A 12,805-nucleotide genomic window follows, 5' to 3' on the forward strand; every position below is an offset into this window, starting at 1 on the left:
CATGGTCGCCAAGGGCCAGGTGGCCTGATTCGCCTTCATGAATTCGAACCCTTGTCGGGTACCGTTCCGGTCTCCCGGGCGAACCAAGCCGCGGCTTTTGCCAATATATCGCGCTCCATCTTGACCTGCCGAAGTTCTCTACGAAGATGGGTCAGTTCCTGGCGCTCGGCAGTGCTCAGGCCATCGTGACGTTTGCCCGCGTCACGGTCAGCCTGTGCGACCCAGTTGTAGATGGTCTGGGCAGTGGGTTCAAACTCCTTGGCCAGGTCTTCCGGCGTCCGGCCGGCATGGACGAGGTCAATCATTTGCTGCCGGAAAGCAGCGGCATACGGCGCTCGAGTCTTGGCCATGATGGGTACCCCCTACGGTTCAAGATAGCGGGTGTCCAAAAAAGCGGGTCATCTCCAATCCCCCGTCGATGAACGCATTCTGGGTGGGCTTGCCAGCCTCGCATGTAGCGAACCTGCGGCTGATCAATTTGCCAGGTGCCTCGTCTTCCCGCCGCCGGCCGAGCTTTGCTTTCTCGAGCGCGCTCGCTAGGTTTCCGTGCACGGGGCCACACCTTCGGCTTGAGCAGCGAGGACGAGCAGAGCTTCAACAGGGCCAGAGAGTCGCCGCGTACGCTTTCCTCAGCTTGACCCGGCAGCTTCTGCATGGACTCCGGTCGCTCGCTGCAGCAGTGTTCCAAGGCCTAACGCGACCACTATAATCGCGCCGGCTCCCAGGCCGATGTGCGAGAGCCCGATCGCATCAATTAGGCGGCCTCCAACAACGGCGCCCATTCCGATCCCAGCGTTGAAGACTGACACGTTTAGCGACGCTGCAATGTCTTCGTATCCTGCTGGAGCCGCCTTGATGACGCGAACGTGGTTTGCTACGAAGCTAGCCGCATGCGCTGCGCCCCAGAGTACAAGCATAATCGAGGCGCCGAAGGGGCTTGCGATCGTGGATGCGGAAGCCGCCATCGCTGCACCGACGATTGCTGCCGCTGTCATTGATGCACCCATTGGGTTCCCATCAAGCGCACGACCGGCGAAGGCGTTGCCTACGATCCCGGCGGCTCCGAACCCGATCAGAGCCCACCCCACAGTGGACGGCTCGTAGTTCCCAATTCGCTCCATCGAGTCTGCAAGGTAAGTATATGCGGTGAACATCGCCGTGAGTACCAGCAAGGAGAGGAGTAGATGTGCCAGGAACGCACGCTGGCGCAGGAGCGCCAATGGGGATCGGCTCGCGGACGGGACTTCCAGCCCGGATCTCGGAAATACGATCCAGACGGTTAGAGCCATCGCTACACAGACCGCGCCAGCGGCAGCAAACGCAGCTCGCCAGCCCCATGCACTCGCCATGAGGGTCGTGACGGGGACGCCGCAAACACTCGCAACGGAGATACCCGCGAATACTGTCGCGATCGCACGTCCCGCGCGCTCCGGGCCGGCGATTCCAGCTGCAGTCGAGCTTGCCATGCTCCAGAAAACGGGTAGGGCGAGAGCAGACACGATCCTGCCAATCGCAAGTAACGGGTAGTTCGGCGCCACAGCCGCTATGGCGTTGCCGGCAGCTGAGACTACAAGAATTCCCGTGAACAATGCACTGCGATTCACGCGGGCGAATGCGACGGTAAGGAAGGGGCCGGTGACGGATACGGTAAACGCGAAGGCGGTTACAAGGAGGCCAACCTGGGGAACCGGCACGCTGAGGTCACGGGCAATCAGCGGAAGCACCCCGATAATATTGAACTCAGTAGTAATCATCGCGAAAGCGGCCGCAGCGAGCGACCATATTGCAAACTGCATGTCAAGCTCCGAACGGAACGTTGGCGGAAATACCCAGGCTTCATTCGGTGCGGATTCCGACCATTTCCGAACCGTCGCTGCGACGCGGTATCGACTGCCCGATTGGGCAACGCAAACACGGTAAGGCCAGACTTTAGTGCCGTCTGTTTCTTTCCACCACTTCACTCACCACCGGGGTCCATAGGTGCGACACTGCTCCAGCAAATCCGCAACCCTGATTACGAGTTCGATCTAGGGCGACATCGGCTCAGAAATCAGCTGTCGTAGCGCCAAGGCTAGCAAGCGACACGCCCCTCCCGGTAGACCTCGCGTAGGACTAAAAGTTATTCCCGCGCGGAATGGGGACTCTGGACTGCTGTCGCCTAGTATTCGTCGAAGGCCGTCGGGTATGCCGGCGGACCGGCCTGTGTGGGTCTGAGCGGGCACGCCCCGACTACCGAAGCGGACCATGTCGGCGCATTGCGTTTGGAAAATGGAGTAGCTCATATGGCAGATTTCGGGACGCGCACGGCGCTAGTGACAAACGCGCTTGGCTATGCCGGGCCCCCAGCAGTGTCGGCGCTGCTCGGCGCCGGATTTACAGTTCTTGTGCATGACACAAGTTTCGAGGACGCCGAACGGTGGGAGGCGTTTCGGAAGCAGAATCCTAACGCGGTCTGGATCCAGGAAACGGATCCAGAATTGCTGGTCAAGGCGGCGTGGGGCGTTACGGGTCGGGTTGATGCGATTGTCAGCAATGATCACTTCCCCGCCCGTCAGACGTCGGCGGTGGCTACGTCACTGCAATTCTTTCGCGACACGCTCGAGGCGCTGGTGGTCGACCCGTTTTCGCTGTTTCAAGCTGCTGTCCCGATGCTAAAGAAGCAAGGCGGCGGCAATGTGGTCTTCATAACTTCTTGTCGCACTCGAGCACCAATTTCCGGAGCCACCGTTGCTGACGCCGCGCGTGCTGCCGCCAACGCAATGGTTAGCTCACTGGCAGTGGAGTTTGCGGCAGACGGGATTGCGATAAATGCCGTGGCACCGAATTTTCTGTATAGCGAAGCCTACTACCCACGTGCGGTGTACGTTGAAAGTGCGAAGGGGCGGGAATACATCCTCGACAATGTGCCTGCGCAAAGGTTGGGAAAGCCTGAGGAAATTGGGGAGCTTATCGCGTTCCTCGCGGCGACAAACTCCAAATTTCTGACGGGCGCCATAGTAGATTTTTCCGGAGGCTGGCCGTCAATGGCTGCGCGGCCAATAGAGTGATTATCCGTTTGTTCGACGCCCCGCAAAGGCGGTCCACCTTGGTCCGTCGGAATTTTCGCGCGGTCTGCCAGCGGCTTGGTGGCCAGTGGACGACGGAAGGTGATGAGCTATGCTATCCAGAGAATCTGTAAAGTCGGGGGAGTTCTACAGTTCCTTCAGTTCCGCGCCTGCAATCCGGTGGTCTCAGAAAAAGATCAAAGAGTCGCTACTAAGCACCCTGGAGAGCCGACCGTCGCCAGGTCCCGTCTGGCTATTTGCCTATGGATCGCTCATATGGAACCCACTATTGAGATTCGAAGAGCGGCGGCTGGCGTCGCTCGCAGGCTTTCGCAGGAGCTTCTGCCTTAGTAGCATTTTAGGCCGCGGCGACCCTGAAACGCCTGGTCGGATGCTATCGCTTGAGCCTGGGGGGATGACTAGAGGTGTCTGTTATCGGCTCAGTGACGAGTGTCTTGTAGAGGAGCTTGAGCTCCTGTGGGTGCGCGAGATGATCACGGGCGCATACGTGCCGACTTGGGTAAGCTTGGCGTTGGATGCTGAGGACAGTGTCTGGGGCTTAACCTTCGTTGCTAACACATCGCATGTCCTGTACGTGGCTGATGTGGATCCAGTCACTGTCGGGCCGATTGCGGCAGTGGCCAAAGGGGCGTTAGGGTCGAACTCCGAGTATGTCTGCGATTTGCAGAAGGCGCTACTCGCTTGCAATATCGTCGACCCATATGTGGACGAAGTCGTTACCGCCATGAGCGTCGTCGGTCAGCGGCAAGCTTTGGGTCAGAGCAAGAGCGGCCTTCCTGATGCTGCGTGAATGAGCCAGCGCTTTGGCGAGGGCACTTCAAAGTGCTAAGTTGGGCCAGCGAGTGAGGACGCTAGACGGTCTCCGCCGACACTACGAGCTTGTCCGGGATCGGCGCAGTACCGGCAAGACGTTGGTTGGGTTCGGGACGAACAGTGTAGTCTAGGGTTACTTCTGAATAGAGGATCCTGCCATTTCGACCAATGACGTATCGCGCCGGCATTGGGAGGGTCCAGCTCGGGTCGTTGTTAAATGCCGGTAGGTTGATACCAAGCTTCGTACATAACTCAATCACCTCGGCGTGCAAGCCGTGGCGGATCCCGAAGGCCGCAGCAACCTTGCCTCCGGTGTCGGAAAGAATTGGGAAGCTGATGTTCCAATCATGCGCGGACTTACGACTGTTAGTAGGCGTCTGTGGGGAGACGGCCACCAGGTTGGCCCCTTCGGCCTTGAATAATGGAAATGCTTCCTGCAGTGCGGGCAGTTCGGTATTGCCGTAGGGGCACCACGCACCGCGGTGAAAACAGACTACTAGAGGACCTTCCTCGAGCAGCTTCGAGCAGGACACCATTTTTCCGTCCCCATCCTCCAATTCGAACGTTGGCGCCATGTCGCCGGCCTTCAGTGCACGCTGCGCGAGTCCGGAGACAATCAGATCATTTGTCGCCCTGACCATGACTGCGTGAACCTCCGGTGGAGCAAAGTGCGGCGCTCCGCTCGCGCGAAAGTTCGCCCTGAATGCATCGAGCTTGTCTAGTAAAGTCTTTTAGCACTCCTATCGTGTCCATGGGTGAGTCGCCTTCGTTACTAGAGATGGTCTCGGAGTAGCCGTTCATGGACAGACTAGGCTCGGTTATAACTGTCATGCGCGGCAGGAATAGCGTCAAAATCTATTGAATCACCTTGCACAGAGCACCCCACGCGAGTATGGGCTGTGCCCATTCCCGAGTGGAATAACTTATATATCCGTATGCATACTAGCGTGCAATATGCGCGGCTATTACGATTTCGCCTAGCTAAGATCTCATATACGTCGGGTCCCGTCATGGACAAATTTCATTCGATGCGGGCGTTCACGAGGATTGTGGATCACGGAAGTTTCTCCGTCGCCGCGAGTACGCTCGGCTTGCCAAAGGCCACTTTGACTCGGATGATTCAGAAGCTGGAAGGGCAACTTGGAGCCAAGCTTCTACATCGGTCGACCCGGCGCATTGACGTCACGTCGGCTGGCGCGGGCTACTACACAAGATGCATCGAGATTCTTGCCGAAGTCGAAGACGCAGAGCTCTCGGTAACACGAGAAAGCTCGTTGCCTAGAGGGACGCTACGGGTGGCCGCCACGGCGGCGATTGCGAAGACGCTGCTAGTGGCACGATTGCGCGATTTTTTTCGGAAGTATCCTGACCTCAAGGTGGAGCTCCTCGTTACCGAGCGTAATATTGACATCCGGCGGGAGGTGGTGGACGTGGTGCTACGGGCCGGCGGCCCCCATGATGACACCCTGGTGGCCAAGCCGATTGGCCGACTCGATATCGGCTATTTTGCTTCTCCCGAATATTTGGCCCGTTGTGGCGAGCCGTCCGCCCCGCACGAGCTTTCGTATCACCTAACCGTCAGCAACCTCGAAAGCCGGTCGGACACTGCGAACACCAGGCGGAGCTCGCGCGCGCGCCAGGGGGCCAATCCGTTCATTTCCTCGGAAGTCGCGACCGACAACCTTGATCTCCAGGCAGCGTTCGCTGTTGAAGGTTATGGCATTGCGCTCCTGCCTGTGGCCCTCGTCAATCCGCTTGTCGAGGAGGGCAAGCTCAAACGGATACTGTTGGACTGGGACGAGGGAGCTCTCCCGTTGACCGCAATGTACCTTCCGGCAGACCACATCCCACTGAAAGCTCGCCTGTTTGTTGATTGGTGTGCGGAGGCGTTGGCGGAACACGGGGCGCTGGCACTTGCTCAGCGCCCCAACGGCATGCTCGCGGCCGGTTAGAAGCGGCGTTGTGTGCGTGTCGAGTTGCCGCGCGCTGTGTTGGGGACTGCTTTCGGCGCTCGCGCGAAACGAGCGCTGTCCATGCGCTGAGTGCGTCCAGATGCCGCCCCAATGCCTGGATGCTGCCCACTCCGAGAAACCGCGCCATGCTGGCGCACCCTGAACTTGTGCATTGCTTGCAGGGACCGCGCTGACAAACAGGACGGCCGTGCGACGGGCAATGCCTCGCGACGACCTGAACCTCTTTGAAAGCTTACCGCAAAGCTTGTCACGCGGCTCGGCGCCGGATTGGCGGCCGCAGCATTCGGAGCGCTGCTTTTGTCGTCGCTACTGGATTCGTGCGCGCAACTTGCGCTAATAGCTGCCTACGCGGTTGTCTTCGACCTTGGCGTGCAGGTTTCCATCGTGGGACATCAAACGATTATTTACAGCATCGATCCGTGCGCTCGCAGCCGGCTCAGTGCGGTGCTGTTCGTTGGAATGTTCGCGGGTATGCCGTTTGGGGCAGCGCTAGGGAGTGCGTTGATGGCACGCTTCGGTTGGGCGGGCGTCTCGATTTTGGCGCTTGCCAGTACGTCGGCCGCGCTAGCTGTACGGCTATGTCCCCACGCCCGTCGGTGAACTGGGATGGGATAGGGGGGCGGCAGCCACACGGACACAACGGTTGCTCAATACGGCTCGACTTCGGACGGTGTCCCCCGTTGTACTCTTGGAAGCCATCCATTCGCAGCCGCGCACGAGACAAGGCGGGCCAATCACCCATTGGCAGTGAAATTGCCAAGGGATCGGGAAGACTAGAGACTCGCATATTCCATGTGGCAATGGCTGTTATTCGCCGATGGTCTCTTCCGCAGGGGCGGCTCTTGTTCCACCATAGCGGTCAGGCAGGACGAGGTGCGGCTGAGTCTGAGTGAGATTCACGGCGACCGGAGGAAGAGGTACCAGCGCCACTAGGGTGGCTTGCTCGCAACGGCCAGGTAGGCATCTTCCAAGTCCTTGTAACCACTACACTGCCGCTTTTTGCCACGGCAGACGAACTGAGGAACACTCATGTACGAGGTTTACGCGTTCTCGACGCCTAACAGCGTCAAGGTCCCCATTGCCCTGGAAGAGCTTGGGGTTCCCTATGAACTGCACGCGGTGAACGTGCGCCAAGGTGAGCAGAAACGCGACAGCTTCCTTGCGCTGAACGCCAACGGCAAGGTGCCGGTGATTACCGATCTGGAGCGCGCCTTTGTTCTGAGTGAATCGGCAGCGATCTTGGTCTACCTTGCTGAGAAGCATGGCGAGCTCCTTTCTCATGATTCGATTACCCGAGCCCGGACATTTGAACAACTGTTTGTGCATGCATCGGGACTTAGCCCTGCTTTCGGACAAGCCGGCTACTTCCAGAAATTTGCCCCTGAACGCATTCCTCATGCTGTAGAGCGATTCGTCACGGAGGCGAATCGCCAGTTGAGGTTGCTCGACGGGGTTTTGGATGAACGCGAATTTGCAGCCGGCGACGCGTTTTCAATCGCTGATATTGCGCACTTTGGCTGGATCTGGCGCCGTGGGTTTCCTGACCTGACGCTGGATGATTTCCCCAACGTTCGGCGCTGGTACGACGCGGTGCAGAGACGGCAGGCAGTTGTGCGAGCGATAAGTAAGGTTGAGGGACTTGTTCCACTGGCCGCGTGACCCTCGAACCGCGACGGATGGAGTGGTCTCACCCAAAGAGGCAAGCGTGTTCTAGCGTCGGTCATAGGCTTCGCCGGGGAGAACCCATTGACTCCGCGATGTCCGCTGGACGACTGGCCGGCATTCTGGTGGGGTGATATTCAATGCGCTGGTCGAGCGGAGCTAGTGAATCTCGCAGCCGCGCTATGATAGGGATACAGGTCTGGCCACGCGCCTAAATCGATGCCGTCCAGGGGCGTTCGCCGCGGATTTTCCCGTTGAAGACTTCGCTGGATGGACATCTCGTTGGCGCGCTGGGTGGTCAGCCACCCTTCTGGCAGATCCCGGTTTCAGGTCTGTCGGTATCGGTGCTGAATAGCCCCGGAATCGGACGGCCTGACCCTGATCTACTAACGCACCACGCCGACACACTAGACTGATCCGACCCATAACCAATCGATTACGGGTCGCGCGCGGGATCCGCATGAACTGACCCTGCCGGGCGGCTTCGGGCGTAATTGGCGCCTCCGTCGCCCCGCAGATTCGCGTTCCTGCCGAAGAGCACTGCGGCTGTCTGCTGAGAGCTCCGTCCGCGCTTCGGTATCCGAAATTAATTCCACCAGCAGCGACTCAAGGCCGGAATTTAGCGATCCATACGTCCTTCAAATGCTCTGCGTCCGGCACCGTTAGGCTGCCGGATTTGCCGCACGGTGTTGGCCGGCCTCCCGCCTGACGAAGATCCAATTCACGTCAACTGTCTGATCACACTTCGACGTACGGTGTCGGAGGACCTTCGCGTGTGGCGTGTGTAGAGCCCACGCTTTCGAGGGCGTGAGCTATGAATGCGCTGATCTTCGGCGTCACACCGCGCGCTATCGGGTAGAGGGCGTGTATGGACCGCCGTGGAGTCTTAAACTCCGTGAGGATCTGGAGTAGAGACCCGTTATCGAGGTGCCGTTGGACGGTGTAGTCATGGAGGTAGACGATGCCCGCTCCCGACGTCGCCGCGTCAACGAGGGCATCACAATGGTCAACAACGTGCCGTGCGATGTCGCCGATCTTTATTGTCCAGGGTGTGTCTCCATGGGAAAAATGCCAATCATGGAAGCGCCCGCTGGAGGGCGAAAAATACGCGACACAGTCGTGATTCAGCAAGTCGTCAGGTACTTGGGGGAAGCCGCGCTCTCGAAGGTAATCTGGACTGGCGCAAGCAATCCACCGTGTGGCGCCGAGGCTACACGACGCCAGTTTCGAAGGAATTAACTCCCCAACTCTGATCGCTAGGTCGAAGCCTTCGTCAAGGACATCGACCGTGGCGTCCGACAGGCACGTCTCAACGACCAATCTGGGGTGATGTCGCCGGAATGGTGTCATCATCGGAATCAAAACTGATCTTCCATAGCCAATTGGTGCAGTAATCCTCAGCTTGCCGACAGGGCCACTGGCCGACTCCATCAACTCAGTCCTCGCGTCCTTTAGGTCCGCGAGGATCGTTCTGCAACGCTCAAAGAAGGACTTGCCTTCAGCAGTCAGTGCAATGTTTCGCGTCGTACGGCTAAGCAACATGACACCAGTTTGAGCCTCAAGACGACTGACAGCGCGACTTACGCCGGAGCTTGACAGCCCCATCATCCTAGCGGCCTCCGTAACGCTTTTTGTCTCGCCTACCCGAACAAATGCTTCAACCGCAGACAGATCCATTCAGAGTTCCTTCGCTTGGTGTATCAGCGTTGATCGAGATGGGCTAATCGACTTCTGTGGCGGACATCAGCAAGTGCACCGCTCTGCCAATTTGCACGCCGCGGCTGCGATGTCACGGTTGGAACATCGCTCTGTCATAGGTGTGCCGATCTGCAACAGAGGATCCAGTCGGGCACTTCGAGTCTTAAATCGCGGAGTGGCTCCGCGCAGCGGATGGGCCTACTTTCTTGAGTCCTCGGGCGCGGGCGGTTCGGGGTGTGCATCGAAGTAAACATATTCTAGCCGCGAGGGAAGCGACGAGCAACGACTGACTGCGTTCAATTCTGTATTGCTCAGCAAGCAAAAGTCCGCACGCTGGGCCAAGAGAAAGACCACGCTATCCTTTCGATTGTTTCCCAGTATGCGTTCGAGAACGCCTCGTGAACGTTGATAGATCAGGAGATTGAGGGGTAACCGATGACCGTTGCAGCGTACTTTCGGCGATCAAGATCAGAACGAATTTTTGAGGATAAGTGCGTACCAGGACTTGGTATGCTTCATTGCTGACTTAGAAACTATTCGACGAGAGCCCGGAGTGGCGCGAACGCTCGAGCGGTATTTGTACCGCGATGGACGCAAAGTCTCCACTACCCACAACGGAAGCAGCCATACGAGCTGTTACTGCTTGTGGTGCAAAGCGGTCTTTGGAGGGAGTCAATCACGCAAAGAAAGTAGCGATTTGACGATCTTTTGAACTAACTGCTGTTCAGCGCGCGGTCGGGGTGAGGGAGCCCTTTCGAGGCGCGTGGCAACGTGGAGCGAGCGTTGCTACCCGCTGCGCGCTGCCTCGAGCCAAACAATAATTATCATGAACGCAAGCGACCCTTCTATTGTCTATGTCATTGATGACGACGAGGCGGGACGCCTGGCGGTATACAAGCTGCTTCGGTCGTCCGGCTTGCGTGCAGAAATTTTCGAATGTACGCAGGAATTTGTTAATTTTAGACTTTTTGCCGCGCCAAGCTGCCTTCTGCTTGACGTCGGCGTCAACCGAAACGGTTTGGGTTTTCAAAGTGAAATGCCGGCGCTTGGACTAAAGATGCCAATCGTATTTGTGTCGTGCAAAGAGGACACAGGAGCATGCGCTAAGGCGATGAAGGCCGGCGCGGTTGATTTCCTCCTTAAACCGTACTGTGAAGAGGACCTCCTGAGCTCGGTGAATCGCGCACTCGAGTTGGACAGGCAACGTCTGGCAGATGAAGAGTCGATGTCCGAGCTTCGGGCGGCCTATGGGAGCCTCTCCAGGCGTGAGAGGGAAGTCATGGCGCTGGTGGTCTCGGGAATGTTGAACAAGCAGATCGCCTCAGCCATGTGTCTGAGTGAGATTACGGTTAAGGGACATCGAGGCATGATCATGAAGAAGATGAAGGCAAAGTCTATCGCCGACCTCGTGCGAAAGGCCGACGCGCTGACCGTTGGGCGAAGCGTCACGTGAGACGGACGGAAGGCGCAGCGCATTCCATTACGGGTAGATCGAGATCCGGCGGTATCCGGCGGCGCACGTGTACACAACCACAAGCAGAACAAATATCGTTCGAGTGTGAGCCTAGTCGTCCGCGATCGCGTCGTCGTGGACTGCACGTGTACATAAAGCCTTTACACTTCCGTCTAAGATCATTGCCCACGCATTGGCTGCACCACGCGTAGCTGGGCGAAATACTAAATCTCCAGATCGTATGGCTCTTCCACTTAGTGCGCACACGCCGCTCCGCAGCGAATGAACTCGGTGCCATGTCTGGTTTCCATAGGAAGCGCCCGTTGCATCGCGCCATGATAAAACTACGGTGCCAACTGACTTGTACTCGACAAGTGATACCAATGCATGCGCTTTCCCACGGTGACGGGAAACACTGGCGCCTTGTTGAAGCAAGCTAGTCCAGTAAGAATTGGAAACGTTTTTCGGCGCTTCGCTGCGTCCAGCGAGGTACATAGTCATCTGCGCCCAGCGGGACGATGCACCCGCATGGTCCAGATGGGACTCCTCATGACTCGACTTCCCGTCGCCAACATATGTCTCGCAGTTCGGAGCGAGCGAGACTTGATCAGAGTATGTCATATAAGTTGAGATCCGATTCTTTTGCCGTGGTTTTGGCTGGTGGATGGTCATCCGAAATCCCAGATAGGGATAATCTCTCACATCTCTCTAGCGGTGCAGTGAGTCAAACTGGGTTAGTTGATGGAGTTGACTTAGACGCTCCATCCGCTCGGATCTCCCACCAGAAGGCTGGCAGGTGGGCTACGTCCAGAACTCCTGTGAAACCGTGATCACTAACTGATCATCAAGGATGTTCCTTGGGGAAAAAAGAGAACCCAGCGGGCGTGCCGGGTTCAAACGGGGAGGCACCACGTCCCGTGGATGTGACTCATTTCGCATGCTATGCGCGGAGAGACAGATATGCCACCATACGAAGGTATCGTTTATGGGAAGCCGCCCTATATTTCTTCGGCGAGTCCAGGAAAACGGTGGAGAAGTTTGGTTAAGCCCATAAAGGCAGAGTCGGATACTGAGACTCTTCTTGTGGCCTGCCGAGCGTGGCATTCGACGAATTCTAACTGAGGAGCCGCACGCACGCGAAGCCGAGGCTGCCCTGCTATTCCCGGGTGGAATTGTAGTTATTCGATATGACCGCCTTGCCGACTGGATGAAATCAGCGCAGCATTTAAAAATTGGAACCAACGTGGAGATGGAGTTCGATGAACACACGTACTTTTCTAATCACCGGAGCGAGTAAAGGTATTGGTCGCGCGTTAGCCCGGCGTCTGACTAGTGCTGGACATCGAGTGGTGGGACTGGCGAGGGGTACTGACTCTTCCTTTCCCGGTGAGCTCGTTTCGGTTGACCTGGCGGATTTGCGTCAGACCGAGGCCGTTCTGCGCGATCTAACCGGTTCAATGCACTTCGACGGTCTCGTTAACAACGTGGGGCTTGTAAGGCCGCAACCAATCGGCGAGGTGCGGATCGAGGACTTCGACGCTGTGATGGCGGTTAACCTCCATCCCGCAGTTCAGGCAATGCAGGCGTTGTTACCGGGTATGCGGGCGGAACGTTGGGGGCGGGTTGTCAATATCTCGAGTCTGACGGTACTCGGTGCCTTTGATCGTACCGCGTACGCCGCGGCAAAGGCGGCGCTGATCAGCTTCTCAAGGTCTTGGGCGCTGGAGCTAGCAACTACTGGAATTACAGTTAACACCGTCGCGCCGGGGCCGACGGAGACTGAGTTATTCCGCAAGAACAGTCCGCCCGGAAGCTTGAGCGAGAAGAAATTCCTCTCCTTCGTTCCGATGAATCGATTTGGCAAGCCCGATGAGATCGCCGCCGCAATCGAGTTCTTGCTGTCAGAAAATTCAGGATTTATAACGGGACAGGCGCTCTTCGTCGATGGGGGAGCGTCCATCGGCAGGACGCTAGTTTAGAGAATGAGCCCCGGCCGCTATTAGCTGTTGCTTCCAACAGATAGCGGCTCTCCAAATCGGTGCGTGCTTAGAGCCCGTTTGAAAATTCAAGGATGGGCGATTCTGCGTAGCAGCAGGCCGCCCATCGCGATATAGACCATAGCTTCCGATACGTCAGTTCGC

General features: G+C 57.6%; 11 protein-coding genes. 6 read left to right on the forward strand and 5 right to left on the reverse strand.

Annotation, left to right across the window (positions count from 1 at the left end):
* Nucleotides 1-35 precede the first annotated feature (35 nt).
* Nucleotides 36-350, reverse strand: a complete 315-nt coding sequence (locus tag RM96_RS26695; RefSeq protein WP_039014754.1) for an IS3 family transposase — start codon at nt 348-350, stop codon at nt 36-38.
* A gap of 279 nt (nt 351-629) precedes the next feature.
* Nucleotides 630-1,796 (reverse strand): MFS transporter, encoded by a 1,167-nt coding sequence (locus tag RM96_RS26700; protein ID WP_039014755.1) that lies wholly within the window; start codon nt 1,794-1,796, stop codon nt 630-632.
* Nucleotides 1,797-2,282: 486 nt separating this feature from the next.
* Here RM96_RS26700 and RM96_RS26705 point away from each other — a divergent pair, with 486 nt between their 5' ends.
* Both RM96_RS26705 and RM96_RS26710 read left to right on the forward strand, forming a co-directional pair.
* A complete protein-coding gene (locus tag RM96_RS26705; RefSeq protein ID WP_039014756.1) occupies nt 2,283-3,047 on the forward strand; it encodes an SDR family oxidoreductase in 765 nt (254 codons plus the stop codon).
* 109 nt (nt 3,048-3,156) lie between these two features.
* Entirely contained in the window at nt 3,157-3,855 is a 699-nt protein-coding gene (locus RM96_RS26710; protein WP_039014757.1) for a gamma-glutamylcyclotransferase, read from the forward strand.
* A 61-nt stretch (nt 3,856-3,916) separates the two neighbouring features.
* On the opposite strand, the gene RM96_RS26715 is transcribed toward RM96_RS26710, so the two are convergent.
* Nucleotides 3,917-4,519 (reverse strand): peroxiredoxin-like family protein, encoded by a 603-nt coding sequence (locus tag RM96_RS26715; protein ID WP_082016718.1) that lies wholly within the window; start codon nt 4,517-4,519, stop codon nt 3,917-3,919.
* A gap of 369 nt (nt 4,520-4,888) precedes the next feature.
* On the opposite strand from RM96_RS26715, the gene RM96_RS26720 reads away from it, so the two are divergent.
* Both RM96_RS26720 and RM96_RS26730 read left to right on the forward strand, forming a co-directional pair.
* Entirely contained in the window at nt 4,889-5,830 is a 942-nt protein-coding gene (locus RM96_RS26720; protein ID WP_039014762.1) for a LysR family transcriptional regulator, read from the forward strand.
* A 1,050-nt stretch (nt 5,831-6,880) separates the two neighbouring features.
* Nucleotides 6,881-7,510, forward strand: coding sequence for a glutathione S-transferase family protein (locus tag RM96_RS26730; protein ID WP_039014759.1), 630 nt, complete (start codon nt 6,881-6,883; stop codon nt 7,508-7,510).
* A 741-nt stretch (nt 7,511-8,251) separates the two neighbouring features.
* On the opposite strand, the gene RM96_RS40960 is transcribed toward RM96_RS26730, so the two are convergent.
* A complete protein-coding gene (locus tag RM96_RS40960; protein WP_052279759.1) occupies nt 8,252-9,190 on the reverse strand; it encodes a LysR family transcriptional regulator in 939 nt (312 codons plus the stop codon).
* Between the two features lie 847 nt (nt 9,191-10,037).
* Between RM96_RS40960 and RM96_RS26740 the strand changes: the two genes are divergently transcribed.
* On the forward strand, nt 10,038-10,664 hold the full coding sequence (locus tag RM96_RS26740; RefSeq protein WP_052279760.1) for a response regulator transcription factor: 627 nt from the start codon (nt 10,038-10,040) through the stop codon (nt 10,662-10,664).
* A gap of 111 nt (nt 10,665-10,775) precedes the next feature.
* Here RM96_RS26740 and RM96_RS40965 read toward each other — a convergent pair whose 3' ends face one another.
* Entirely contained in the window at nt 10,776-11,336 is a 561-nt protein-coding gene (locus RM96_RS40965) for a DUF3331 domain-containing protein (RefSeq protein WP_082016719.1), read from the reverse strand.
* Nucleotides 11,337-11,923: 587 nt separating this feature from the next.
* On the opposite strand from RM96_RS40965, the gene RM96_RS26745 reads away from it, so the two are divergent.
* Nucleotides 11,924-12,643, forward strand: coding sequence for an SDR family oxidoreductase (locus RM96_RS26745; protein WP_039014760.1), 720 nt, complete (start codon nt 11,924-11,926; stop codon nt 12,641-12,643).
* Nucleotides 12,644-12,805 lie beyond the last annotated feature (162 nt).

The organism is Cupriavidus sp. IDO, from assembly GCF_000812465.1.
Taxonomy (GTDB): Bacteria; Pseudomonadota; Gammaproteobacteria; order Burkholderiales; family Burkholderiaceae; genus Cupriavidus.

Bases quoted from the DNA above. Each gene is read 5' to 3' on its own strand.
- RM96_RS26695 (WP_039014754.1), bottom strand. From the start codon at position 350: ATGGCCAAGACTCGAGCGCCGTATGCCGCTGCTTTCCGGCAGCAAATG.
- RM96_RS26700 (WP_039014755.1), bottom strand. From the start codon at position 1,796: ATGCAGTTTGCAATATGGTCGCTCGCTGCGGCCGCTTTCGCGATGATT.
- RM96_RS26705 (WP_039014756.1), top strand. From the start codon at position 2,283: ATGGCAGATTTCGGGACGCGCACGGCGCTAGTGACAAACGCGCTTGGC.
- RM96_RS26710 (WP_039014757.1), top strand. From the start codon at position 3,157: ATGCTATCCAGAGAATCTGTAAAGTCGGGGGAGTTCTACAGTTCCTTC.
- RM96_RS26715 (WP_082016718.1), bottom strand. From the start codon at position 4,519: ATGGTCAGGGCGACAAATGATCTGATTGTCTCCGGACTCGCGCAGCGT.
- RM96_RS26720 (WP_039014762.1), top strand. From the start codon at position 4,889: ATGGACAAATTTCATTCGATGCGGGCGTTCACGAGGATTGTGGATCAC.
- RM96_RS26730 (WP_039014759.1), top strand. From the start codon at position 6,881: ATGTACGAGGTTTACGCGTTCTCGACGCCTAACAGCGTCAAGGTCCCC.
- RM96_RS40960 (WP_052279759.1), bottom strand. From the start codon at position 9,190: ATGGATCTGTCTGCGGTTGAAGCATTTGTTCGGGTAGGCGAGACAAAA.
- RM96_RS26740 (WP_052279760.1), top strand. From the start codon at position 10,038: ATGAACGCAAGCGACCCTTCTATTGTCTATGTCATTGATGACGACGAG.
- RM96_RS40965 (WP_082016719.1), bottom strand. From the start codon at position 11,336: ATGACCATCCACCAGCCAAAACCACGGCAAAAGAATCGGATCTCAACT.
- RM96_RS26745 (WP_039014760.1), top strand. From the start codon at position 11,924: ATGAACACACGTACTTTTCTAATCACCGGAGCGAGTAAAGGTATTGGT.